The sequence below is a fragment of the Nocardiopsis nanhaiensis genome (assembly GCF_054778635.1).
This window is the reverse complement of record NZ_BAAGZJ010000104.1, coordinates 1-25050: the sequence shown is the minus strand read 5'-3', so window position 1 is coordinate 25050 and position 25050 is coordinate 1. Positions and strand designations below refer to the sequence as shown.

Here is a 25050-nt window from a genome sequence, read left to right as displayed (position 1 = left end):
CGCGCACGGCACCGACGGGGACGGTGGCAGCGGCGGCGACGGGGCCGCGGGCCAGGACCGGAACTCGGGTCCTCGTACCGACGGTTCGGCGGGTGGCGGAGGCGGCGGCCTGTACGGGGGCGGAGGCGGCGGGAGCGGGAGCGCCGCGGAGGTCGACGGAGCGGGCGGCGGTGGCGGCGGTTCCAGCCTCGCCCCCGAGGGTGCTCACTTCGAGCGGGTCTCCGCCAAGGAGGGGTCGGTCTCGCTGTCCTACGACGCGGACGAGTGCGCGGCCTCGCCCTTGGAGGCCGTTCCCGGAGAGCTCGCCGCCACCGCGCCGGGCCCGGGCACCCGGTGGTCGCTGTGGGCCGGGCTCCTGCTGACCGCGCTGGGGACCGCCACCGTGGCTCTCGCGAGCAAGCGGCCCGACCGGCGCTGAAGCACCCTTGCCACCCCCTTCCCGGACGTCCTGCGCACGCTCACGCGAGCGTAGGCTGGACGGGGCCGGAAAACGGGGCATCACACGAGGCGGGGCGGACGACGGAAATGAGCGTGGACACGGCGGGCGCGACCAAGCAGGAGTCAGAGGTCGCACATGAGGCGGAGCGCCGACGGACCTTCGCGGTCATCTCCCACCCGGACGCCGGTAAGTCGACGCTGACCGAGGCCCTGGCGCTGCACGCGGCGGCCATCTCCTCCGCGGGCGCGGTGCACGGCAAGGGCGACCGCAGGGGTGTCACCTCGGACTGGATGGACATGGAGCAGGACCGGGGGATCTCCATCACGTCGGCCGCGCTGCGGATCGACTACGACACCCGCGTCCTCAACCTGGTGGACACCCCAGGCCACGCCGACTTCTCCGAGGACACCTACCGGGTGCTTTCGGCCGTCGACTGCGCGATCATGCTGCTGGACTCGGCCAAGGGCCTCGAGCCGCAGACCCTCAAGCTCTTCGACGTGTGCCGGGCGCGCAAGATGCCCGTCATCACGTTCGTCAACAAGTGGGACCGGCCCGGCCGCGAGCCGCTGGAGCTCCTCGACGAGATCGAGCAGCGCATCGGCCTGCGCCCCACCCCGCTCAACTGGCCGGTGGGTATCGCGGGCGACTTCCGCGGCCTCGTCGACCGCACCGACGGCACGTACACCAAGATGACCCGGACGCCCGGCGGTGCCCAGAAGGCGATCGAGGAGGTCCTGGACCCCGACCGGGCCGCTGAGGTCGAGCTGGACGCCTGGACCCAGGCCCAGGAGGAGATCGAACTGCTGGAGGCGCTGGGCGCGGACTTCGACCACGAGTCCTTCATGGCCGGCGAGTCCTCCCCCGTGCTGTTCGGCGCCGCGCTGTCCAACTTCGGGGTGGGGCAGCTCCTGGACACCGTCGTGGGCCTGGCCCCGGCACCGTCGGCCAAGATCGACGACAGGGAGAGGCCGCGCCCGGTGGAGCAGCCGTTCTCCGGCCAGGTCTTCAAAATGCAGGCCAACATGGACAAGAACCACCGGGACCGGATGGCGTTCGTGCGGGTCAGCTCGGGCCGGTTCGACCGGGGCATGGTCCTCACCCACGCGTCCACCGGCCGCCCCTTCGCCACGAAGTACACCCAGGCGGTGTTCGGCTCGGACCGCTCCACCATCGACACGGCCTACCCGGGTGACGTGATCGCCCTGGTGAACGCGCACGCGCTGGCCGTGGGGGACACCCTCTTCGACGGACCCAAGGTCTCCTTCCCGCCAATCCCCAGCTTCGCGCCCGAGCACTTCGTGGTCGCTCGGGCCGTGGACGCGGGCAAGTACAAGCAGTTCCAGCGCGGGATCGCCCAGCTCGACGCCGAGGGTGTGGTGCAGGTGCTCACCTCCGACGTGCGCGGGGAACAGGCCCCGGTGCTGGCCGCGGTCGGGCCCCTGCAGTTCGACGTGGTCAGGCACCGCATGGAGCAGGAGTTCCGCAGCCCGATCGAGGCCTCGCCACTGGAGTACTCGGTGGCGCGCCGGACCGACGAGGAGTCCGCGCCGGCCCTGCACGCGCTGTCCGGTGCCGAGGTGCTCCGCCGCCGCTCGGACGGGGAGCTCCTGGTGCTCGTGCACAACAAGTGGCGCTTGCGGGTCATCGAGCGGGACCACCCGTCGCTGTTCTTGGAAGCCCTGCTCGCCGGGGGCGTGGACGAGAGCGCCTAGGGCATGTGCGGCGGGCACGTACCCTGCTGCGCGTCGCCCAGCGGCACTGTCACTGCGCATCTCTCAGTCGACAGCCGAACCCGGGCGGGCCCCCGCTGTGCGATGCTGCCGAGCTTGCGAGGCAGTGCACAGTAGGGGAACTCCTTCTTCGGCCTTGTGCCAGCACCACTGGACACGCCCGCCCGTCGCCCGCCACCACCCTCAACGGACGCCTACGGCGCAGCACCTTCTCGACGGGCAGCATCCACCGAACACGCCCTAGCTGGTCGGGAGAGCCCGGGCGGACGAGGGCGCGGAAACAGTTCTGTCGCTGGGGCCGTGCAGGCGCAGGGGCTGTACTGGCTCGTGACCGTTCCGGTGCGTGGCCGGGTTTTCCGGCTGAGCACGCCCGTGGCGTTTACCCCAGGTGAATAACGGTTACCTATTGTCAACTTATGCCGCTTCGCGGGCCATTGGCGTGCGGCCTCAGGGTGGCGGCCGGGAATGCTCGCCAGGGGCTGGGCGGCCTACGCGAGGGGTGTGTGAACTCTCGTGCGCGGGGCACATACTCAGGTCCCTGGGCGGGTGCCGGCAGTACCGCTCCGGGGCGCCCGGGGTTGCCGGGGGCATGGCAGAGGCCAAGATCACCGAGCTGGGGGCACCCCGCGTCAGCCTCCGTGATCAGGGCGAAGGTACCCTGAGAGCAGGCCACTAGGGCGCGTTCGAACACCTGGACGCACCGAGCTCTGTTCGGGTATGTCCGGATCTGTGAAGGACGGTGCGAGTGGGTCGGTGCGGCCGGGTTTCGGGGTGCCCAGGGGACCGGTTCAGGAGGCGAGGGGCGAGGGCGGGAGAACCCCCGTCGCCGCCCGTGTCGCCTCAGGGCGATCACGGCGTTAACGATGGCCAGCAAAGTTTGTAAATCTTCACCGAGCGGTAATTCTGATGGCGTCTGGGTATGTGTTGCATGTCACCTGTTCGTGAATCGGTGAAACTTATATGATTTTGCTTAACCGTTGTTTAACAAAACAGAACAATAACGAGTGAATGAAGAACGCGGCGGCGGACCGCCCCGCGTTGGACGCACCTCACGTATCCCCCGCCTGGAAAGGTTGACCTCGGGCATGAGCGATGACAAAGAGCGCACGGTGGAGCTCCACTACGAGGGCGGCGTGCTGAAGCTGCCGGTTTTCACCGGTACCGAGGGTGAGAGCACCATCGAGCTGAAGACCCTGCTGGGGTCGACCGGTATGACCACCCTGGACCCCGGGTTCGGTAATACCGCTTCGTGTAGCTCGAAGATCACCTACATCGACGGGGCCGCCGGGATCCTGCGTTACCGCGGGTACCCGATCGAGGACCTCGCGGTGAACGCCACTTTCCTCGAGGTTGCCTACCTCGTGATCTACGGTGAGCTGCCCGAGCCCGGCCAGCTCAAGGAGTTCTCGGACAAGCTGCGCGACAACTCCGACATCCCGGCCGACATGCGCGCGTTCATCGACGCGATGCCGCGCAACGGCCACCCCATGGCGCTGATGGCAAGCGCCGTGAACACCCTCGCCGCGTACTACGAAGACAGCGTGGACCCGGCTGACGAGGACCAGGTGGAGCTCGCCACGATCCGGCTGATGGCCAAGCTGCCGACGATCGCGGCCCGCATCTACCGCAACTCGATCGGCGAGGCGCCGATCGACGCGGACTCCTCGCTCGACTACGTCGACAACTTCATCCGGATGACCTTCGGGGACAAGGCGCCCACCGGCGAGCTCGGCGAGCTGTTCAACCAGGCCGTCGGCATGCTGCTCGTCCTGCACGCCGACCACGAGCTGAACTGCTCCACCGCCACCGTGCGCGTGGTCGGCTCCTCGCAGGCGGACATCTTCGCCAGCATCGCCTCCGGCATCAACGCCCTGTCCGGCCCGTCCCACGGCGGCGCCAACCAGGCCGTCCTGGAGATGCTCGAGGAGATCCGCGACAGCGGCATCTCCATCGAGGACTTCCTCGAGAAGGTCAAGGCCCGCGAGATGCGCCTCATGGGCTTCGGCCACCGGGTCTACAAGAACTTCGACCCGCGCAGCAAGGAGATCAAGGTTCTGGCCAGCCAGATCCTCGACCGGGACGACAACCCCGACGAGCTCTTCGCGCTCGCCCTCAAGCTCGAGGCCGCCGCGCTCCAGGACTCGTACTTCACCGAGCGCAAGCTCTACCCGAACGTCGACTTCTACACCGGCGTCATCTACCGCACCATGGGCTTCCCGACCAACATGTTCACCGTGTTGTTCGCCATCGGCCGCCTGCCCGGCTGGATCGCCCACTACCGCGAGCAGCTGCACGACCCGGCCTTCCGGATCGCGCGCCCGCGTCAGCACTACATCGGCTCTGAAGAGCGCCGTTACCCCGGCCAGGGCTAACGCTCACCGGAGTGCCTCGACCGCCCGCCCCGTCACCGATGAGGGCGGGCGTTCGTGTGTCCGGAGGCGGTTCGAGTAAGCCCAGCACAGGTGTAGAACCTCCCTTTCCTCGCCATTTGCCTACCTTCTGTCATCGGTATGCGACGTTGAGGGAAGTTGCAGACGGCGGTCCCCGCCACGGGGCCGCACGAGGGAGGGGGCCTGATTATGGTCCGGTACGCGATGACCGGCGACATGCTCGGTGAGCTGAGCCGGAGCTGGTGGCTCGTGGTCCTGCGCGGTGTGTTCGTCGCCCTGCTTGGTCTGCTGGCCGTTCTGTGGGTCGGGATCCTGCCCGAGGGAACGCTGCTGATGACCCTGGCGATCGTGTTCGGGGTCTTCACGCTCGCGGACGGGTTGGCCCTGGGCTGGACCGCTTCCAGGTCGGCCAAGGGAACCCGGGCCCCCATGGTGCTCCAGGCGGTGCTCAGCGTCCTGCTCGGTGCTCTGGCGATCGCCGCGCCCCTGGTAGTGGGGATCGCCGTGGTCTACGTGATCGGTGCGTGGGCCGTCGTCACCGGCGTCGCCGAGATCGTCACCGCCGTGCGCCTGCGCGCGCGCATCAGCTCCGAGTGGCTGCTGATCTTCGTCGGTGCGCTCTCGATCATCTTCGGGCTCCTGCTGTGGTTCTGGCCGCTGGCGGGTGCCCAGGCCATCGCCCTCGTGGTCGGGATCTACGCGGTCGTGTTCGGTGCGGTCATGGCCGTCGCGGGATTCCGGCTGCGCGGGGCCGCCGACGCCACCGCACGCGACGGTTCGGCGGCTTCCGCCGGTGACGAGTACGCCGACGACGAGGCCTCCACCGGCGAGTACGCCGGGTACGGTCACTCCGCTGAGGACCAGGCCGGGGGAGAGCCCGGAAACGGGGACACGGCCGTGGGCCGCGAGGTCAGCGCCTTCGACGAGGGCTACGCGGGCGGGTACTCCGACGGCTACCACGGTGACCCGAACGCCCCGGAGAGCTCCCAGGAGAGCGGGGAGGACGAGTCCGCGGTCCCCAGGGTCGGCCGCCACCGGGCACCGAAGAACCGCCCCGACGACCCCGGGGCGACGTAGCCTCCGCGCGACGACTGAGCGCGCGGAGGATCAGCCTTCGCTGACGAGGAGCGGGCCGTGCCGGTCGACCTGGCTACGGGGTACGACCAGCGCGGCCTTCTCCTCCTGCCATGCCAGGAAGTGCGGTGACCGGCGGTGCGCGCCCAAGGCGCCGGAGTCCGCGAACACCTCGTACACCCAGAAGGAGTCGGGGTCGTCCGGGTCGCCCACGACGTCGAACCGCAGGCAGCCGGGTTCGTCCCTGAGCGCGCTCGCGGCGTTGCGGGAGATGCCCCTGAGGAACGCGTCGCGGCGACCGGGGAGCGTCCGGACGGAGATGACCAGCGATACGGGCACCATGGGGAACCAGCTCTCTCTACGGGACGTGCCCAAACCCTTGGACGGCTTTCCGGAGTGTCGGCTAGCTTAAAGGGCATGTACTTCCAGCAGCTGCTCTACGGCTAGGGCGTGTTCGGCGGACACTTACCCTGCTGCGCGTCGCCCCAGCGGCACTTGCACTGCGCATCTCTCAGTCGACAGCCAAACCCGGGCGGGCCCCCGCTGTGCGATGCTGCCGAGCTTGCGAGGCAGTGCACAGTAGGGGAACTCCTTCTTCGGCCTTGTGCAGGCACCACTGGATGCGCCCGCCCGTCGCCCGCCACCAACCCTCAACGGACGCCTACGGCGCGGCGCCTTCTCGACGGGCAGCATCCACCGAACACGCCCTAGTAGCCCGGCGTTCCCGACGCCCCCACGCGCCCTCCCCCGGGGACCGGCGCCGCCCTGTCCTACCCGTAGACACCCACTGGAGAAGTAACCGTGCACCGTCGCCTCCATATCGCCATGGTCGGCGTCCCCGCCGTGAGCCACGTCCTGCCCAGCCTGGAGATCATCCGTGAGCTGGCCGACCGCGGCCACCGCGTCACCTACGCCAACGACCCGGCCGGCCGCATCGGGGAGCTCATCGCCTCGACCGGCGCCGAGACCGTGCCGTTCACGACCACCCTGCCGACCGGGGACGAGGAGTGGGCGAACGACCCGATCGAGGGGATGGATATCTTCCTCGACGACGCGATCAGCTCCCTGCCCGTCCTGCGCGAGGCCTACGCCGACGACCGCCCCGACGTCTTCCTGTACGACATCGGCGGGTACTCCGCCCGGGTCCTCGGGATCAACTGGGGTATCCCCACCGTGCAGCTCTCCCCCTCCTACGTCGCCTATGCCGACTACTGGGATTCGGTCCTCGAGTGGCTGCGAGCGCAGCCAGGAGCCACGGAGCACTACGCCAAGTTCGACGCCTGGCTGAACGAGAACGGGGTCACCGAGCTGGACCACACCGGTTTCGCCGGGGTTCCGGACCGTGCGCTGGCGATGATCCCGCGCGAGATGCAGCCGCAGGCGGACAGCGTCTCCGACGCGGTCACGTTCGTGGGCCCCTGTCTGGGCGGGCGCGAGCACCAAGGCACCTGGTCCAGGCCCGCACACGCCGAGCGGGTTCTGCTCGTGTCCCTGGGATCGGCCTACACCAAGCAGCCCGGTTTCTACCGCGAGTGCGTGAAGGCCTTCGGGGAACTGCCCGGGTGGCACGTGGTGCTCCAGGTGGGCCAGCACGTGACCGCCGACGACGTTGGCGAGGTCCCCGAAAGCGTCGAAGTGCGCTCCTGGGTCCCGCAGCTGGACATCCTCCGCCAAGCGGACGCCTTCGTCACCCACGCGGGGATGGGCGGCTCCAGCGAGGGCCTGTACACCGCCACACCGATGATCGCGGTGCCCCAGGCGGTCGACCAGTTCGACAACGCCGACCGGCTCCAGGAACTCGGAGTGGCCCGACGGGTCGACACCGAGGACGCCACGGCGGACACACTGCGCACGGCCCTGCTCGAGCTCACCTCAGACCCGGAGGTGGCCGAGCGGCTGTCCGGGATCAGCGACCGGCTGCGGGAGAGCGGGACCGCGTACGCGGCCGACCTCGTCGAGGCGGAGGCTGCCAAGGAGCGGACAGCCGAGTAGCCCTCGAACAGCCCCGTAGCCCGGGAAGGGAAGAGGGGCCGGACAGGAGGAGCACCGTGGACCACCTCGTCATCGTCACCGGAGGTCCGGGATCGGGGAAGACGACCCTGGTGGAGTACTTGGCCGGGCTCGGGTACGGGCGCACGGTCGAGGCGGGGAGGTCGATCATCCGCGACCAGCGGGCGATCGGCGGCCCCGCCCTGGCGTGGCGGGACGGCGACATGTTCGCCGAACTCATGCTCGCCTGGGACATGCGCTCACACTGGGAGGCCGCCGCGCAGGAGGGGCTCGTCGTCTGTGACCGAGGCGTGCCGGACATGGTCGGCTACTTCCTGCTGCGCGGGCTGCCGGTCCCGGAGCACGTGTGGGAGGCGACCCGCCGCTTCCGCTACCACCGCACGGCCTTCGTGGCCCCGCCCTGGCCGGAGATCTTCGAGGGGGACGCCGAACGGCACCAGTCGCCGGACGAGGCAGAGCGGACCTATGAGGCGATGTGCGAGGCGTACCCGGCCTGCGGGTACGAACTCGTCCCCCTGCCCCGGGCACCGGTCGCCGAGCGGTCGCGGTTCCTCCTGGACACGGTGTCGGGCCGGGGGTTACGCCTCCAGGCACATCCCCCTGGAGATCAGGAGGTCGCTCAGGATGTCCGTCCCCGTGGGCCCCATCCCCTGCAGTGACAGCAGATCGCTCTCGCTCACCCCGTCCAACTGCTCCAACCGCGTGTATCCGGCGCGGGCCAGGGCTCTTCGCGCGGGGGCGCCGATGCCGGGGAACTCTTCCTCTGCTTCGCTCATACGGACGTACCTACCCCGAGACGGGCTGTCCGATATGACGCTCGTGTTGCGGTTGTGGCCGCACGTGGCCGCACGTGGCCGTAAACCCCGAACTCCCTTGTGGTTCGCGTTGTGCCCGGCCACACTCGTGTCCTAGACCAAAAAGGAGCGTTTGGAGCGAGTCTTCTCGGCTGGGAGGGATCCGGTAGGTGGCGAGCGCGCCCAGGCACGGTATGCCGCCGATGAGTTGGGAGGGCATAGACCACGCGCTCAACCGCGTGCGGGGAGAGGCCGACCGCATCGCCCTCAACCTGGCTGACCTCGACCGGCACGTCGGATACCGCCTACTCAAGGACGCCGACCTGGTCGGCGGGACCCGGAACCGCTGGGGGCGCGCGGCCGTCCACGTCCACAGGCTGTGGAGGACGCACGAAACCTTCCAGACCGTGGTCGACCGGGCCGCGATGGTGCGGGAGAGCGGTCGGGGCGACCCGCAGAGCGAACTCACCTTCCTGCTCATGGGCGAGTCCGTCACCCTCCCCCTGGAGGAGATGCCCCTGCACGAGCGCGGTCTGCTCGACGCCAGCACCGAACACATCACCCTGGCCGAGGCGATCGCGCGCATGTCCGCCGACTACGAGGAGGCCACGGAGGTCATCTCGGCGGCGGAGACCGCGTGGGACGCCCTCCACCCCAGGCTCGCCGAACTCGAATCCATGTGGCAGGAGGTCGGAACCCTCTCCGACCTGGTCGAACTGGACCTGGACGAGCACGAGGGACTCCGCGAGCGATTGGCCGAGGTGGGCGAGACGGTACGCCGGGACCCGCTCTCGATGGTCACCGACACACGCGTCGACACCTCCCGCCTAGACCGTCTCAGAGCCCGCCTGGACCGCACCAGGGGCGAGCTCCGCGACGCGCTGCGCATGCGCGACTCCTACACCGAGAGCGTCGAACGCCTCATCTCGGCCATCGACGACGTCGAACAGGTCGTCCAGCGGGCCAACGAGCTTCGGGCGCGGGTCCTGGCGAAGATCTCCGCGCCTGCCGCCGTGGACGTTCCCGACCCGGTGCCCGGCCTACGGGCCGCGGTCGCCGAGATGGACGACATGCGCTCCCGCAGTGACTGGCGGGGTCTGGGAGCGCGGCTGGGGCAGCTGCAGCACTCCGTCCACCAGTCCGGCGACGACGCGTACGAGCGGGAGCAGAACCTGGCGGGCCTCCTGCAGCGCCGTGCCGAACTCCGAGGGCGCCTGGACGCCTTCCGTGCCAGAGCGGTGCGCCTGGGGCTGGCCGAGGAGGAGCGATTGATCGAACTCCACGGGACCGCCCACTGGGAACTGTGGAACGCCCCCTGTGACCTGCGAGCGGCCACCATGGCGCTCTCCGCTTACCAGCGCACGCTCCAGGAACTTTCGAAAACCGAACCCCCGGAGGACAGAACCACACCGGGAAACGGAGCGTCAGACGGCGAGACTGATGGTGGTGTGAGCAGATGACCAAGTGCACTTCCCCCGGATGCCAGGGCCAGATCGAGGACGGCTTCTGCGTCGTGTGCGGCCTGGCCCCCGTTGACGTGCGACCCCCGGCCCCCCAGGGTCCCGGTGCGCCCTCCCAGCAGGGCGGACCGTCGGGTGCGCCGCCCGGCGCCCCGGCTTCGGGACCCCAACCCTCCTATGGCCCGAGGCAGGGCCCGCCCGGACACCCGGGCCCGCGCCCACCCGGACCGGCGCCCCAAGCCGCACCGGGGACCCCCGGCGTGCCCCCACAGGGCTCCGGACCCCAGAACTCCTCCGGACCCTCCGGACCTTCTGGTCCCTCTGGTCCTTCGGGCAGTGGACCCGAACAGCGGCTGTCCTCCAACCCCTCCACACGGGATTCCGCGGGCAACGACATGTCCGTGCACTCCCACCCGATCAGCTCGGGCAACATCCGCCTCTCCGGCCGATCCGGGCCCGGCAGCATCTCCGGGGCCGTCAGCGGCTCGCCCTCGGGGACGGGCACCTCCGGGCGCGGTTCCAGGCGCGGCATGCTGGGCATGGGCATGGTCCAGGTCCCGCTGGTCCCCGCCAAGGACCCTTCCGAGGCCATCATGACCGACCCGGTCGTGTCGGAGAAGAACCGCTTCTGCGGCAACTGCACCGAGAAGGTCGGCCGGTCCCGGGGCGAGCAGCCCGGGCGCACCGAGGGGTTCTGCCGCCAGTGCGGCACCCAGTTCTCCTTCACCCCCAAGCTGGTCAAGGGCGACGTCGTCGGCGGACAGTACGAGGTGCTCGGCTGCCTGGCCCACGGCGGGCTCGGCTGGATCTACCTGGCCAGGGACCGCAACGTCAACGACCGCTGGGTGGTCCTCAAGGGCCTGCTCAACGCCGGTGACGCCGAGGCGCACAAGGCCGCCGCGGCGGAGCGGGCGTTCCTCTCCGAGGTCGAGCATCCCAACATCGTCAAGATCATCAACTTCTCCCAGCACCCCGATCCGCGCACCGGCATCCCCGGCGGGCACATCGTCATGGAGTACGTGGGGGGCAAGTCCCTGCGGGAGCTCCTCATCGAGGTCAGGGAGAACGGGTCCGGTGAGGAAGTCCTCCCCCTTGGGCAGGTGATCGCCTACGGGCTGGAGTGCCTGCGCGCGCTCGGCTACCTGCACTCCAAGGGCCTGCTCTACTGCGACTTCAAACCGGACAACGTCATCCAGAGCGAGGAGCTGATCAAGCTCATCGACCTCGGAGGCGTCCGGCGCATGGACGACACGCTCAGCCCCGTGTACACGACCCCTGGATACCGGGTCCCCGAGGACGAACTCCGGGGCCCCGGCCCCACCGTGAGCGCCGACCTCTACTCCGTCGGCCGCGCCCTGGCCGTACTCAGCTTCCATTTCAGCTTCATGCGGAAGCACCCGCACAGCATCCCGCCCCGGCACGAGATCCCCCTGCTCCAGCGCTACGAGTCCTTCGACCGGTTCCTGCGCCGGGCCACCAACGTGGAGCCCGAGGCGCGCTTCCACGACGCCGGCGACATGGCGGACCAGCTGACCGGGGTATTGCGCGAGGTCCTCTCCCAGATGGAGGGCACGCCGCACCCCGCGGCCTCCGCCCTCTTCGGCGGCGAGAGCTTCACGAGCGGTGCCGACACGGGTGCGCACAACGCGGACCGCATGCTCAGCCCGCCCTCGCCCACCGAAGCGGCCGCACTGCTGCCCGCTCCGCTGATCGACCCGGCCGACCCGGCGGCGCAGCTCCTGCGCAGTTTCGCGGGCATGCCGCCCGCCGAACTCATCCCGACTCTTCGGGCGGCCCAGGCGCCGTCGCCGGAGACCTTGCTCATGCTCACCCGGGCACTGATCACGGTCGGCCGGCACGGCGAAGCCCTCGACGTGCTCCAGCAGTTCAGTACGGCGATCGCCGGTGACTGGCGCACCATGTGGTACCTGGCCGTCGCGGAGCTGAGCACGGGGCGCTTCAGGGAGGCCAGGGACCACTTCGACGAGCTCTACAGCCACCTTCCCGGCGAAGTCGCGCCCAAGCTCGGCCTGGCTATCGCCTGTGAGCGGATCGGAGAGCTCGACACCGCGGCCCGCCAGTACGCGGCTGTCTGGGCCGCCGACCACTCCTATGTCAGCGCGGCGTTCGGCCTGGCCCGGACCCGGCTGGCCCAGGGGGACCGGGACGCGGCCATCCAGGTCCTGGACACGGTCCCCGAGCTGTCGAGCCTCTACGTTCACGCCCAGACCGCCCTGATCACCGCGCTCGCCCACGGATCCACCGACGGGTCCGACCTGGTGCGCGCCGGCGAGCGGCTCGGCCGGATCGGCCTGGACAGCGAGTCGGCCGACCGGCTGGCCGCCCGGGTCCTCGAGGCAGCGCTGGACTGGCTCCGGTCGGGAGGTACGCCGCCAAGCGGCCAGAGCCTCCTCGGCGTCGAGCTCACGGAGGCGGGTGTGCGCTCCAACCTGGAACGGCGCTACCGGTACCTGGCCCAGCGCGCCAGCCGGACCTCCGAGCGCTACGAGCTCATCGACAAGGCCAACTCGCTACGTCCAGTGACGCTGCTGTGAGGATCGAAGGAACGGCGATGACAAAGGTGCGGACTTGCCCTACCTGCGCCGACACGGTGACAGCGGGCGACGCCTTCTGCGAGGGCTGCGGTCGGAACCTCCCCGAGGACGTGCGTTCCGCGCCGGCGGAGACAGCTGGGCCCGACCGCGTGCCGACCACTCCCCAGACGAGCATGTCGGGGGCGGAGACGGTGGTGGTCGAAAGACCGGGCCTGACCCCCTCCGAGGGGGCTCCGACCGCCCCCCAGGTCAGCCTCAACGGCGCGCCCGGGACCGGTGCACCCGGAGAGTCCGCCCGCTCCGAGGCAGACGCGCCGCAGGAGGACGACGGTCCGGAGTCGGACTGGGACAACGTCGATGCTCAGGTGACCCAACCCGTGCGCCGGGACGCTCCGGCACCGGAACCCGCGCCGCCGGCGCCGCCGAAAGTGGCTCCCGAGTGGCCGCCGCCCGCGGTCGGCAGCAACCCCGTGGCCGTGGAGAACCCGGACCTGTGCGTGTGGTGCCCGGGCCGGGTGGTCGACGGCTACTGCGAGAAGTGCGGCTTCCTCCAGCCCACCGGCCGCGACCACGTCGAGGTCCGGGCCGGTCTGGCCTTCGGTGTCAGCGACCGCGGCCTGCGGCACAAGCGCAACGAGGACGCCATGGCCATCCGGGTGATCGGGGACGACGAACCCCGCGGTGCGGGCACTGTCGTGACCGTGGTCTGTGACGGGGTCTCCAGTTCGCCCAGGTCCGACGAGGCCTCCAGGGTCACCGCGGAGACGGGTGCGACCGTGCTCGCCGACCGCATCCGCGAGGGCGCCGACCCGCGCGAGGCCACCGGCGACGCGATGACCCGGGCGGCCGAAGCGGTCGCCGCCATCGCCGACTCACCCAGTTCCGCGCCCGCCTGCACCTACGTGTCGGCCGTGGCGGACCCGAAAACGGGTGCCGTCACCGTCGGCTGGGTCGGTGACAGCCGTGCCTACTGGCTTGCCGGAAGCCCGAACTCCAGCGCTTCGTCCCTGCTCACCAGGGACGACTCCTGGAGTGAGGCGATGGTGCAGATGGGCGCGCTCTCCCGGGACGAGGCGATGCGCTCGGCCAACGCGCACGCGCTCATCGCCTGGATGGGTGCGGACTCGGGTGAGATCGACGCGCACATCTCGACCATCAACCCGACCGGACCCGGGCAGATCGTGCTCTGCAGCGACGGACTCTGGAACTACTACCCGGAGGCCGACGACCTGGCCGACGCCGTCCCCGATAGGGGTGCGGCGCCGCTCGAAGCGGCCCGCACCTACGTCAGCCTCGCCCTGAGAGCGGGCGGCAAGGACAACATCACCGTCGTCGTCATTCCCGTACCCACCGAGCAAGGGGGTTCCCGTGCCGAACAGCTCTGACCGAGCAGCCGAACCCGAGTTCCGCGTCGAGGTCGACCAGAACCGGTTCCTGCCTCTCGGCGGGACCGAGGTGCACGCGGTAGTGAGCGTGACCTCCAACAGCCCCGTGCTGGTGGGGTCGGCGGTACGGGCCTCCGAAGTGATCATCATCGACACTTCCGGTTCCATGTACGGGGAGAAGATCAACGCCGCCAAGCAAGCGGCCCGCGCGGCGATCGAGACCCTGCGGGACGGCGTCCGCTTCGCCGTGGTCGCCGGGCACCGCGAGGCGGAGATGATCTTCCCCGAAACCGCCGAGCTGGTGGAGGTGGACTCCGACACCCGTGCGGAAGCGCTGGAGTCCGTGGGCCGCCTGCGCGCCGACGGCGGCACGCGGATGGGCAACTGGCTGCTCAAGGCGGACGAGCTGTTCGGCACCGTCGACGACGGGATCAAGCACGCCATCCTGCTCACGGACGGCCAGAACAACGAGATGTCCGACGTCTTCGAGGGGGTACTCCAGCGGCTGGCGGGCAGGTTCGTGTGCGACTGCCGCGGTGTGGGCACCGACTGGAAGGTCGAGGAGCTTCGCCGGATCGACTCCGCCCTCCTGGGCGGCGGACCGGGCATCATCGCTGACCCTGCCGACCTGGAAGCGGATTTCCGGGCGATGGCGCAGGCCTCCATGGGCAAGGCGGTGGCAGATGTCGCGCTGCGCCTGTGGACCCCGCAGAACTCCGTGGTGCGCTACGTCAAGCAGGTGGCGCCCACGGTGCAAGACCTCACCCAGAAGGTGATCGAGAGGGTAGCCCAAGCGGGCGATTACCCGACCGGTTCCTGGGGGACGGAGAACCGCGACTACCACGTGTGCGTGGAGGTGCCCCCGGGCGATCCGGGTCGCCAGCTGCGCGCGGGGTGGGTGCGTGTGGTGATGCCCGGCGAGGCCGGAGGCGAGGACCAGGTCCTCGCCTCCGGCAACATCCTCGCCGAGTGGACGTCGGATGAGGCCCGAGCCACCGAGATCAACCCCCGGGTGGCTCACTACACGGGCCAGGTCGAACTGGCCCAGGCGATCCAGGACGGGCTCACCGCCCGTCGCGAAGGCGACGAGTCGACCGCCACCACCAGGCTGGGCCGGGCCGTCGCTCTCGCACACGAGTCGGGCAACGAGGAGACCGCGAAACTCCTCGACCGTGTGGTCGACGTCGTCGACGCGGTCACCGGAACCGTCCGGCTCAAGCCCAGCGTCGACAAGGTCGACGAGATGACCCTCGACACCAACTCGACCCGGACCGTCCGGACCCGACCGCGCCAGAGCGGGTCCGGGGCCAGCGGCGCCCCCGGACCCGGGTAGGAGGGACCCATGCCGAGTTGCCCTTCAGGGCACCACTCCGCGGCCACCGACTTCTGCGATACCTGCGGGCTGCGCCTCCAAGCGCTGTCCGCACCGCAGCCAGCCCCCCAGAGACCGCAACCAAGACAACCGAAACCGGCGACCCGCGGCGGGCCGTGTCCCGAATGCGGCACGTCCAGGGCCGGTCGGTTCTGCGAGGAGTGCGGTTACGACTTCGCCTCCCAGTCAGGGAGCCACCAGCGGCGCATCTCCGACCCCGGGAGCGCGCCGATCGGTGTGCGCTGGCGCGCGATCGTCGCCGCCGATCCCGCCTACTACCAGTACATGGTGGACCAAGGGATGCTCGATCCGTCCCAGATCAACTTCCCCGCGGGAGGCCAACAGCGCCGCGTCACGCTCCAAGGGGACCGAGTGCACATCGGTCGGCGGAGCAAGTCCCGGGGGTTCACCCCGGAGATCGACCTGGGCGGGCCCGACGGAGACCCCGCGATCTCCCACATCCACGCGATCCTGCTGTCCCGCCCGGACGAGACCTGGGCCGTCGTCGACCCCGGGTCGACCAACGGGACCACGATCAACGGGACCGCCAACCCCATCTCCCACCACGTGGAGGTTCCACTGAACGACAGTGACCGTATCTACGTAGGCGCTTGGACCGTCATCATCCTCCAGAAGGGGTGAACCCCGTTGATGCCCCCCAACTCCGACCAGGTGGCCAGGCGCCCCGAGCCGGGCGCTCCCTCGCTGCCTCCCAGTCCCTCCACCCCCGCCCCCGGTGGCCCCACGACCGGTTCCGGACCCGTCGTCGGCGCCGATGCCAACGGCTCCGACTCCGCCACCGGGCAGCGGATCCGCGCCCTGTGGCCGCGTGTGCGGAGGTCGATGCGCACCACGCCCGCACGGGTGTGGGCGCTGTCCCTCCTGTGCGTCCTCACCATCGGCGGCCTGTTCGGCTCGGCGACGTTCACGCTCAACCAGGCCAGTGACGGTCTCCACGTCCTCGGCCGGGACGCGGGCCCGCAGGCGATGGCGACCACTGAGCTGTACCTGGCGCTGGCCGACATGGACGCCAGGAGCGCGGACGTGCTGCTCATGGGTACCGATCACGACCTGGGGTCGGGGCGGGAGGACGCTCTGGAGCGCTACGACGCCAGCCGGGCCCAGGCCAACGAGGCCCTCCTCCAGGCCTCGTCCCTCACCGAGGGCGACACGGTCGAGGAGGGCAACGTCCAGGCCGTCCTCGACGGGATGGGCGACTACGAGCAGAGGGCCAGTGAGGCGCGGCTGCTCAACGACGAGGCCCAGGCCCCGCCAGGGGAGGTCGACCCGGCGGCCCTCGAGGCCTACCGCGAGGCAAACCAGCTGATGCACACCGAGCTGATGCCCAAGGCGTTCAACCTGGGGCTGGACTCCTCCGCGATCGTGCGCGCCAACCACGAGGAGGGGCAGTCGTCGGTGGCACTCGGTCTCGTGTGGGTCGGCGCGGTGGGCGTGGCGACCGTCGCCTCCCTGGTGGGCCTGCAGCTCTATCTGCGTGTGCGCTTCCGGCGCCGGTTCAACGCGCCGCTCCTGGGCGCGACGGCCGGGACCGTGGTGCTGACCCTCGGGGTCGTCTTGGCGCTGAACAGCAGTGGAACGCATCAGAGCGGGGCCAAGGACGAAGGGTTGGACGCCGCCATGGCGCTGGCTCGCGCCGGGGCCATCGCCACCGACATGCAGGCCGACCAGAGCCGCTATCTCGCGGACGACGATTTCGCCGACAACCATCAGCAGGTCTACCTGGAGCGCGCCCAGCAGGTGCTGTTCCGCCCGGCCAGCACACTCGACGAGTACTACGCGGCGATCGGTGAGATCCCGGACGCCTACCCCGCCCTGCCGGGCGCGGACGGCGCGGACCCCGAAGACCCGGGCACGCTGGGCTACCTGGGCCAGAGCGCCCAGGACTCGCTGCTGCCGGGACAGGAAGAAGCGCTGGCGGAGGTACTCACCTCCTATAACGACCTGCAGGTCGAGGACCAGCGGATGCGGGAGGCCGCGGAGTCGGGCGAGCTGGACGAGGCGCTCGATATCCGGATGGGGGTGGCCCACTCCGAGGACGGGGCCTTCCCCGCCTACTCGGCCGCCCTGGACGGGCTGATCGAACTGCACCAGGAGGAGTTCACCGCGGGGATCGAACGCGGTGACTCCGCGCTGTCCCTGTGGACGTGGGCGCTGCCGGTCGGCTCCCTCATCCTCCTGTCCCTGGTTGTCGTCGGGGTGCGTCCCCGTCTCGCCGAGTACCGCTGACCCCGAGAGAAAGGAACAGGCCGATGCGCTTCCGACACCGTCGTGGCTCGGCCGCGGCTGCCTTGGGCGCCGTGGCGGTGATGGTGCTGTCCTCCTGCTCGGCGGAGCGGGAGGAATCCCTGGTCGACGCGAGTTCGCTGACGATCGGGGTCAAGGACGACCAGCCCGGACTGGGGCTGGACGTGGACGGCGACCTGGTCGGGTTCGACGTGGACGTCGCGCTCTACATCGCCGACCACATGGGGATCGACGACGTCGAGCTGGTGGGCGTCACCTCCGCTGAGCGCGAGGACGCGCTGATCGAGGAGGAGGTCGACATGGTGGTGGCCACCTACTCCATCACCCCGGAGCGCAAGACGGAGGTGACCTACGGGGGCCCGTACTACGTGGCCAAGCAGGACATCCTGGTACGCGCGGACGAGGACGCCGTCGAGGGGGTGCGCGACCTGGAAGGGCGGAGCGTCTGCCAGGGCGAGGGCTCCAACTCGGCGTTCCGGATCACCGACGGCCTCGGCATCGACGTGTCGGAGCTGCAGGAGGTGGACAGCTACAGCGCCTGCATCGAGAGGCTGGGAGACGGCTCCGTGGACGCTGTGTCCACGGACGACCTGATCCTCGCCGGCTTCCTGGCCGAGGACCCCGACGCGTTCCGGTTCGTGAACAACCCCTTCACCGACGAGAAGTACGGGGTGGGGCTGCCCCACGGTGACGTGGCGGCCTGCGAGGCGGTGAACAAGGCGGTGACCGAGATGTACCAGGACGGGACGGCGCCGGGGCTGCTCGAGGAGTGGTTCGGGGAGACCGACCTGGAGGTGGTCGAGAGCGTTCCGCAGTTCGAGGGTTGCGACTGATCCGAGGTTGCGACCGAGCCGTGGAGTCTGGTGATGTCGACGGCGGGTCCCGTTCGTAACGGACGGGACCCGTGCACCCAGAGTGATGATCGGGGCGCGCGCAGACATAACGACTGGGACGGCGGGGGCTTCCCGGGTGGCCCGAACGGGATATATGGCAGATACTGAACCATATGTAGTGCCTTGGGGGGACAGAGGAGGAGTTGTCCGTTGACCATCGTCGAGTTCCTGAACGATCGGTTGGACGAGGACGAACGCGCGTCCAAAGCCGTGCCCGTGGGTTCACGCGGTCGGGAGCGCGCACTGGCCGAGGTGTCGGCCAAACGCAAGATCGTCCGCGGGTACACCGAGGCGCACCGCGAGAGCATGCGCATACTCGACACCTCCTCCCAGGCGGTGAAGGTCAAGGGTGACCCGTGGTCCGAGCTCCTCGCCTGGCGCCTCGCGGTGAAGTACCTGGCCGCCGTCTACCGAGGCCACCCCGAGTACGACCGGTCCTGGGAGGACTAGGGCATGTGCGGCGGGCACGTACCCTGCTGCGCGTCGCCCCAGCGGCACTGTCACCGCGCATCTGTCAGTCGACAGCCGAACCCGGGCGGGCTCCGCTGTGCGATGCTGCCGAGCTTGCGAGGCAGTGCACAGTAGGGAAACTCCTTCTTCGGCCTTGTGCTGGCACCGCCCACCCGTCGCCCGCCACCACCCTCAACGGACGCCTGCGGCGCTACCCCCTGTTCGTCGCCCGCCACCACCCTCAACGGACGCCTGCGGCGCTACCCCCTGTTCGTCGCCCGCCACCACCCTCAACGGACGCCTGCGGCGCAGTACCCCCCGCCGCTCGCGACGGGCAGCATCCACCGAACACGCCTTAAGGGGAAGGCTTATCCCGGCAGGGCGAGCAAGCGTTCGACGGTCTCGGTGAGGTCGCGGCCCTCGACGTCCGGTCGGTCGAAGACCGACGGAAAGCGCCCCTCCAGGTGGGCCGACCAACCCGTCACCAATCCGGCCCGCCGACCGCCCGCTGCGTCCCAGCCATGCGCGGTGACCAGGCCCAGCCGTTCCGGTGCCACATCCAAGGTGCGCGCGGCGGACAGGTAGGCCTCGCGGACCGGTTTCCACGTCCGGGGCCCGCCGCCGTCCAGCACCGCGTCCACCGCGAGCCCGGAGCGCTCCAGCAGCATGTGGACGTCCTTGGAGTCCCCGTAGCCGAGTGTCGCCGTCCGGACCCCCTCCTCCCGCGCGGCGGCCAGCACCTGTGCGGCCTCCGTGCGCGGTTCCAGCCGGGTCAGCCCGTCGATGATGGCGTCCTCGGCTGCGGGGGCGATCTGGTTGCCGGTGATGTCGCGGAGCGACCCCCGTGCGGCGTCCTCGAAGGTGCGCTCCCCGGCCAGTAGCGACAGCGCGAACGCGTCGCGCATCAGGTGGTCCCACCACCTGGTCATGAGCACGCGCGGGATACCCGCCGCACGGAAGCGCCACTCCAGGGGGCCGAGCGGGAAGAGGGTGTCGAGGACGTCGAGGACCAGCGCGGTGGGACGGGCGGGACGTTCGTGCGTCTGCGGGGGCATCGGCTGCGCTCCAACTCCTGAGGGGTGTTGGTGCGTACCTACCCGCGTCCGGGGCGTGTGCTCAGGCCGCGGCCAGCCGGGGGACCTGCTCCGCGGCCCACGGGCTGATGAGCCAGGGCGTCCGTTCGGCGAGGGCGGTCACGTCCGACCAGGCCGCCCAGGCGAACTCGGCGATCTCGCTCGGGTCCGGAGCGGGAGTGTCCTCCGTCCGGGCCCAGAACACCGGGCAGAACTCGTTCTCCACGATCCCCTCGGCGGAGACCGCGCGGTAGCGGAAGTCCGGCAGCGCCTCGGTGACCTCGGTCAGTCCGATGCCGAGTTCCTGCCGGACGCGGCGGTGCACGGCCTCGACCATGGTCTCCTCAGGTGCGGGGTGGCCGCAGCAGCTGTTGGTCCACACACCGGGCCAAGTGGTCTTTCCCAGAGCCCGCCGGGTGAGCAGAACGCGGCCGTCGGGGCCCAGGACGTAGCAGGAGAAGGCCAGGTGCAGAGGAGTGTCCTCGGTGTGCACGGTGGCCTTGTCCGCCACGCCCACGCGCTGGTGGTCCTCGTCCAGCAGCACCACGAACTCGCGCTGGGGCCCCTCCTCGGCCGCCGCCGGTACCGTTGTCTGCTGGCTCACGGAACTCTCCTCACCCGCGGCCCCGGGGCCGCGCAAACGATTCTCCTGTCTTCCATGGTCGCCCGTACCGTACATCGGTCCGTACCGGACGGGGGTGGGAACGGGAGAGACAGTCCGGTGCCGAAGTGCGCATAGTGTTCCTCATGGCCCACGAAGGCGGCCATCGGGACAGCGGCGGGATGCAGTGGTGACGGAAACGGTGACGCGTAGGACGGTCGACGGGATCGACCCGGAGAAGCTTCGGGTGTGCTTGGAGGTGCTCGCGGAGGCGGAGGAGCTGCCCGGCGACCACGAGGACTCCAAGACCCTGCAGCGGGCCACCGCCCGGGTCTTCAAGGCGCTCAAGGAGCGGCGGCGCAAGGAGCGCAGGGCCGCCCAGAAGGCCCACGACGAAGCGGTGTTCGCCGCCACAGCTACGGCCGCACCGGACCGGATCGACGACGAGACCAACGGTCGCGCGCTCACCAGCCGCGCCCTGGGTACCGGTGGAGGCGCCGGAGACGGCGATCGGGGTGTCCAGCTCGCCGGGGTGCTGCGCAAGGCCCGGCCCTGCTACGTCTGCAAGACGAAGTACCGAGAGGTCGACGCCTTCTACCACCAGCTCTGCCCGGAGTGCGCCGTGTTCAACTGGCAGCGCCGCGAGGCCAGGACCGACCTGACCGGGCGCCGGGCCCTGCTCACCGGGGGCCGGGCGAAGATCGGCATGTACATCGCGCTGCGGCTACTGCGCGACGGCGCCCACACCACGGTCACCACGCGTTTCCCCAACGACGCCGTACGCCGGTTCGCCGCGATGCCCGACAGCGACCAGTGGCTGCACCGGCTTCGGGTGGTGGGTATCGACCTGCGCGACCCCGGCCAGGTGGTGCGGCTGGCCGACTCAGTAGCCGACCAGGGGCCGCTGGACATCCTCATCAACAACGCCGCACAGACCGTCCGCCGCTCGCCCGGTTCCTACGCCCCGCTGATCGAGGCCGAAGCCCAGCCGCTCACCGGTGCGGGACTGCCCGAGCCGCTGGTGCTCGGCGGGGTCCGCCCGCGGGAGCTGGAGGGCACCGATGGGGCTGAAGTCGCCGAGGCCGCGCCGCACGAACTGACCCCCGAGATGCTCACGTCCCTGGCGCTGACCACCGGTTCCGCGCATCCGGACCGGGTCCGCGAGGGCGGCGCGATCGATGCCGGGGGACTGGTGCCGGACCTGGCCCCGGTGAACAGCTGGACCCAGCGGATCGGCGGGATCGACCCCGTCGAGATGCTGGAGGTGCAGCTGTGCAACGTGAGCGCGCCCTTCCTGCTGGTGGACCGGCTGCGCCCGGCGATGGCGGCTGCTCCCGCGCGGCGCACCTACATCGTCAACGTGTCCGCGATGGAGGGTGTGTTCGGCCGCGGCTACAAGGGCCCCGGGCACCCGCACACGAACATGGCGAAGAGCTCCCTCAACATGCTCACCAGGACCAGCGCGCAGGAGATGCTGGAGACCGACGGCATCCTCATGACCAGCGTGGACACCGGTTGGATCACGGACGAACGTCCGCACCCGGACAAGGAGCGCTTGGCCGAGGAGGGGTTCCACGCACCCTTGGACCTGGAGGACGGGGCCGCCCGCGTGTACGACCCCGTCGTCCGCGGCGAGCTCGGCGAGGACCTGCACGGCTGCTTCCTCAAGGACTATCGGCCATCGAACTGGTAGCGCTTGGTCGCGACCACCCTTTCGACGGTGCCCGCGCGGCTGGTCCGCCGGTAGACCACGGTGAACCCCGCCGCCCACAGGGAAGGAAGGGTTCGGCGGCGCTGGTGGTCGGCGGGCCGCGAACGCGCCACTGCCTCGAGCGCCGCCTGGAGGCCGCGAACGGCACGCCAGGGACTGGCGACGTGCCCTAAGAGGACGATGTGGCCCCCGGTGCGCAGCACCCTGCAGGACTCTGCCAGGGCCGCGTCCGGGTCGGGGACGCCGCTCAGACCGAGCGTGCACACCACCGTGTCGAAGGCGTCGGACCGGAAGGGCAGGCGCTGCGCGTCCCCCTGCACCAGGAGCGTGTCCGGCCGCACCGACAGCGCGCGCCAACGGGCCCCGGCGAGCATGCCCCGGCTCAGGTCGAGTCCGCAGAGCCGGACCCGCGGGTGGTAGTGGGGAAGGTTGAGACCGGTGCCGACCGCGATCTCCAGCGTGTCCCCGACCGCCCATCCGCAGGCCCAAGCGCGGCCGTCATCGAGCATGAGCGTCTCGTAGACGCCGACCTCGGTCTCGTACCGGGGTGCGTACGCGTCGTACTGGCGCCGCGACCGGGAGGTCTGGTCCTTGGCCATCGAATTCACCTCGCTCTGGAGTGTTCCCGGTCGCAGAGAACCATGCTTGAACCAGTCCTGAATGCTTCCCGGCTCAGGGTTCGAGGACCAGGCGGACCGGGGAACCGATCCGCTTCTCCAGGCGTTCGACCGCCTCGGGCGCCTGCTCCAGGTCCAGGCTGCCGCTGATGGACCGCTTGAAGTCCAGCCGTCCCGCGCCGACCAGGTCGACCAGCTGCACCACGTGGTCGGGCTCGGAACCGTAGTGGCCGAGGATCTGCTGGCGCAGGTAGCTGAACCGGGTGCCGTCCTTCACTTCCAACGGCCGGTTGGTCAGGCCCACCAGGACCAGGCGGCCGTGTTCGCCGAGGACTTGCACGGCCTGCTCGCGCACGACCGGTACCCCGGCGAAGTCGAAGGCGGCGTCCAGCCCGCGGCCGTGGGTGAGCTGGCCGATCCGGGTGAGGAAGTCCGGTGCGGTCGAGTCCAGGGCGACGTCGGCGCCGAACTGGAGTGCGCGCTCGCGGGCGTGTCCGTCCGGGTCGGCGGCGATGATCGGGGCCGCGCCGACCAGCCTGAGCAGCTGGACCGCGTGCGCGCCCAACCCGCCCACGCCCCAGACGCACACCGCTTCGGCGGGACGTACGTCACCGGTTGCGGTCACGGCCGCCCAAGGGGTGGAAACGGCGTCGGGGATGATCGCAGCCTGGTCGAAGGGGAGTCCGTCGGGGAGGGGAACGAGGGTCTCCTCGCCGGCCAGCGCGTACTCCGCCCACCCGCCGTCGTAGTCAACGCCCCTGGTGAGGACTTGGCCGTGCCGGTCGTGTTCACCGGCCTGCAAAGCCACCCGGTCGCCGACCTTCGCGTCGAGGACCTCCTGCCCCAGCTCCTCGACGACACCGGAGACCTCGTGCCCGAGGATGACCGCGTCCCCCTTGAGGTGGAGCGGGGTCAGCGTGCCTTCGATGAGGTGGACGTCGGACAGGCAGACCCCCGCGGCCCGTACCCGGACGAGGACCTGGCCCCGGCCGGGGGTGGGCTTGGGGACGTCGGTGACCTCCAGGCTCCGGTCGCTGACATTCAGCCGGGCCGCGCGCATGGTGGCCATAGGTCTTCCTCGCAGTCGTGTCGTGGGTGCCCTTTTCACCCCCGATCATCACGCTTCGTACTGGGATATGTACGTGGACGACACGGGCGATGCGGGTCAGAACCCGCTCACTTTTTCGTCAATCCGCTCGAGCGCTCAGGGGCGCGCTGCCGGACGTCAGTCCACGAGGTCGCTCCGGTAGGCCCAAGCGGCGACCTCCACCCTGTTGCGCGCGCCAAGCTTCTCCTGGACCCGCGCCAGGTGCGTCTTGACCGTGCTCACGGTGACGTGCAGTTCCGCCGCCGCCTCCGTGTTGGTGAGTCCGCGCGCGATCGTGCGCACGATGTCCGTCTCACGCGCGGTCAGGCCGCTCTCGGCCGGACTCCGCCGGGGCGCCCGGCCGCCGGAGAAGTGCTTCAGCAGGCGCACGGTGATCTGGGGCGACACCAGGGCGTCGCCCCGGTCGGCCGACCGCACGGCCTCGACCAGCAGGGCCGGTCCCGCGTCCTTGAGTAGGAAGCCGACCGCGCCGCCGGCCAGCGCGGCGTGCACGTACTCGTCCAGGTCGAAGGTGGTCACCACGACCACCCGCATCGGGTCGGCGACCCCGGGGCCGGCTAGACGCCGGGTCGCCTCCAGCCCGTCGACCCCGGGCATCCGGATGTCCATGAGGACGACGTCGGGGCGCAGCTCCCCGGCGAGCCGGACCGCTTCGATACCGTCTCCGGCCTCCCCGACGACCTCGATCCCGTCCTCCGCGTCGAGCATGTATCGGAAGCCCGTGCGGACCATCTGCTGGTCGTCGGCGAGCAGCACTCGAATCGTCACTCTGGTCCGTCCCCTCCGCGCGGTACGGGCAGGGTCGCCCGCACCGTCCAACCCTGCCCTATCCCGACGGGGCCGGCGGTCAGCTCGCCGCCGAGGAGCCGGGCCCGCTCGGCCATGCCCACCAGCCCGTGCCCACCGCCCACGGGAATCCCGCCGCCCCGGCCGTCGTCGTCCACCCGGACCAGCACACCTTCGTCCTCGGCGGACACGACCACGCTCACCCGGGTGGCGCCGCGGGCGTACCGCAGCGCGTTGGTCACCGACTCCTGAGCGATCCGCAACACCGCGGTGCCCACACCCGGCGGAAGGTCCGCCAGCCCTTCGCAGGCGTGCACCGTCACCTCCGGCCGCCCCG

21 protein-coding genes and 1 pseudogene are annotated in these 25050 nt (G+C 70.3%); 15 read left to right on the top strand and 7 right to left on the bottom strand.

Going from position 1 to position 25050, the window contains the following annotated elements:
* From ACYVD1_RS31195 to ACYVD1_RS31180, 4 genes and pseudogenes are all read left to right on the top strand, one after another.
* Positions 1-418: pseudogene (locus ACYVD1_RS31195) on the top strand (hypothetical protein); the annotation flags it as partial.
* Positions 419-525: 107 nt separating this feature from the next.
* Positions 526-2151 carry a peptide chain release factor 3 gene (locus ACYVD1_RS31190; RefSeq protein ID WP_460778073.1) on the top strand — a complete coding sequence of 542 codons (1626 nt, stop codon included), beginning with the start codon at positions 526-528 and terminating at the stop codon, positions 2149-2151.
* 1103 nt (positions 2152-3254) lie between these two features.
* Positions 3255-4541, top strand: coding sequence for a citrate synthase (locus ACYVD1_RS31185; protein ID WP_460778072.1), 1287 nt, complete (start codon positions 3255-3257; stop codon positions 4539-4541).
* Positions 4542-4748: 207 nt separating this feature from the next.
* Positions 4749-5636, top strand: coding sequence for an HdeD family acid-resistance protein (locus ACYVD1_RS31180; protein ID WP_460778071.1), 888 nt, complete (start codon positions 4749-4751; stop codon positions 5634-5636).
* A gap of 30 nt (positions 5637-5666) precedes the next feature.
* Here the strand turns inward: ACYVD1_RS31180 and ACYVD1_RS31175 are convergent, their stop codons facing one another.
* Positions 5667-5975: a putative quinol monooxygenase gene (locus tag ACYVD1_RS31175; RefSeq protein WP_460778070.1), complete on the bottom strand. Its 309-nt coding sequence runs from the start codon at positions 5973-5975 to the stop codon at positions 5667-5669.
* Positions 5976-6458: 483 nt separating this feature from the next.
* Between ACYVD1_RS31175 and ACYVD1_RS31170 the strand changes: the two genes are divergently transcribed.
* The 10 genes from ACYVD1_RS31170 to ACYVD1_RS31125 all read left to right on the top strand — a co-directional run bounded on the left by ACYVD1_RS31170 (position 6459) and on the right by ACYVD1_RS31125 (position 18817).
* Positions 6459-7625, top strand: coding sequence for a macrolide family glycosyltransferase (locus tag ACYVD1_RS31170; RefSeq protein ID WP_460778076.1), 1167 nt, complete (start codon positions 6459-6461; stop codon positions 7623-7625).
* Between the two features lie 56 nt (positions 7626-7681).
* Positions 7682-8302: an AAA family ATPase gene (locus ACYVD1_RS31165; RefSeq protein ID WP_460778069.1), complete on the top strand. Its 621-nt coding sequence runs from the start codon at positions 7682-7684 to the stop codon at positions 8300-8302.
* A gap of 338 nt (positions 8303-8640) precedes the next feature.
* Positions 8641-9897, top strand: coding sequence for a hypothetical protein (locus ACYVD1_RS31160; protein ID WP_460778075.1), 1257 nt, complete (start codon positions 8641-8643; stop codon positions 9895-9897).
* Positions 9894-12452: a tetratricopeptide repeat protein gene (locus ACYVD1_RS31155; protein ID WP_460778068.1), complete on the top strand. Its 2559-nt coding sequence runs from the start codon at positions 9894-9896 to the stop codon at positions 12450-12452. Before ACYVD1_RS31160 ends, ACYVD1_RS31155 begins: the two co-directional genes overlap by 4 nt.
* A gap of 17 nt (positions 12453-12469) precedes the next feature.
* A complete protein-coding gene (locus tag ACYVD1_RS31150; protein ID WP_460778067.1) occupies positions 12470-13837 on the top strand; it encodes a PP2C family protein-serine/threonine phosphatase in 1368 nt (455 codons plus the stop codon).
* Positions 13821-15170, top strand: a complete 1350-nt coding sequence (locus tag ACYVD1_RS31145; protein WP_460778066.1) for a VWA domain-containing protein — start codon at positions 13821-13823, stop codon at positions 15168-15170. Before ACYVD1_RS31150 ends, ACYVD1_RS31145 begins: the two co-directional genes overlap by 17 nt.
* Before the next feature lie 9 nt (positions 15171-15179).
* Positions 15180-15851 carry an FHA domain-containing protein gene (locus ACYVD1_RS31140; RefSeq protein ID WP_460778065.1) on the top strand — a complete coding sequence of 224 codons (672 nt, stop codon included), beginning with the start codon at positions 15180-15182 and terminating at the stop codon, positions 15849-15851.
* A 201-nt stretch (positions 15852-16052) separates the two neighbouring features.
* Positions 16053-17456, top strand: a complete 1404-nt coding sequence (locus tag ACYVD1_RS31135; protein ID WP_460778074.1) for a hypothetical protein — start codon at positions 16053-16055, stop codon at positions 17454-17456.
* Between the two features lie 23 nt (positions 17457-17479).
* Positions 17480-18307 (top strand): glutamate ABC transporter substrate-binding protein, encoded by an 828-nt coding sequence (locus ACYVD1_RS31130; RefSeq protein WP_460747799.1) that lies wholly within the window; start codon positions 17480-17482, stop codon positions 18305-18307.
* A gap of 210 nt (positions 18308-18517) precedes the next feature.
* On the top strand, positions 18518-18817 hold the full coding sequence (locus ACYVD1_RS31125; RefSeq protein WP_460747798.1) for a DUF6221 family protein: 300 nt from the start codon (positions 18518-18520) through the stop codon (positions 18815-18817).
* 368 nt (positions 18818-19185) lie between these two features.
* Here the strand turns inward: ACYVD1_RS31125 and ACYVD1_RS31120 are convergent, their stop codons facing one another.
* Both ACYVD1_RS31120 and idi read right to left on the bottom strand, forming a co-directional pair.
* On the bottom strand, positions 19186-19872 hold the full coding sequence (locus ACYVD1_RS31120; protein WP_460778064.1) for an HAD family hydrolase: 687 nt from the start codon (positions 19870-19872) through the stop codon (positions 19186-19188).
* A gap of 61 nt (positions 19873-19933) precedes the next feature.
* Positions 19934-20494 (bottom strand): isopentenyl-diphosphate Delta-isomerase, encoded by a 561-nt coding sequence (gene idi, locus ACYVD1_RS31115; protein WP_460778063.1) that lies wholly within the window; start codon positions 20492-20494, stop codon positions 19934-19936.
* Between the two features lie 187 nt (positions 20495-20681).
* Between idi and ACYVD1_RS31110 the strand changes: the two genes are divergently transcribed.
* Positions 20682-22184, top strand: coding sequence for an SDR family NAD(P)-dependent oxidoreductase (locus tag ACYVD1_RS31110; RefSeq protein WP_460778062.1), 1503 nt, complete (start codon positions 20682-20684; stop codon positions 22182-22184).
* Here ACYVD1_RS31110 and ACYVD1_RS31105 read toward each other — a convergent pair.
* The 4 genes from ACYVD1_RS31105 to ACYVD1_RS31090 form a co-directional block, all read right to left on the bottom strand.
* Positions 22163-22801, bottom strand: a complete 639-nt coding sequence (locus tag ACYVD1_RS31105) for a class I SAM-dependent methyltransferase (RefSeq protein ID WP_460778061.1) — start codon at positions 22799-22801, stop codon at positions 22163-22165. The two genes, ACYVD1_RS31110 and ACYVD1_RS31105, sit on opposite strands and share 22 nt — an antisense overlap.
* 73 nt (positions 22802-22874) lie before the next feature.
* A complete protein-coding gene (locus ACYVD1_RS31100) occupies positions 22875-23888 on the bottom strand; it encodes a zinc-binding dehydrogenase (protein ID WP_460778060.1) in 1014 nt (337 codons plus the stop codon).
* Positions 23889-24044: 156 nt separating this feature from the next.
* On the bottom strand, positions 24045-24695 hold the full coding sequence (locus tag ACYVD1_RS31095; protein WP_460778059.1) for a response regulator: 651 nt from the start codon (positions 24693-24695) through the stop codon (positions 24045-24047).
* Positions 24692-25050, bottom strand: a 359-nt coding sequence (locus tag ACYVD1_RS31090; protein WP_460778058.1) for a sensor histidine kinase, incomplete at its 5' end; no start/stop codon positions are given. The genes ACYVD1_RS31090 and ACYVD1_RS31095, both read right to left, overlap by 4 nt.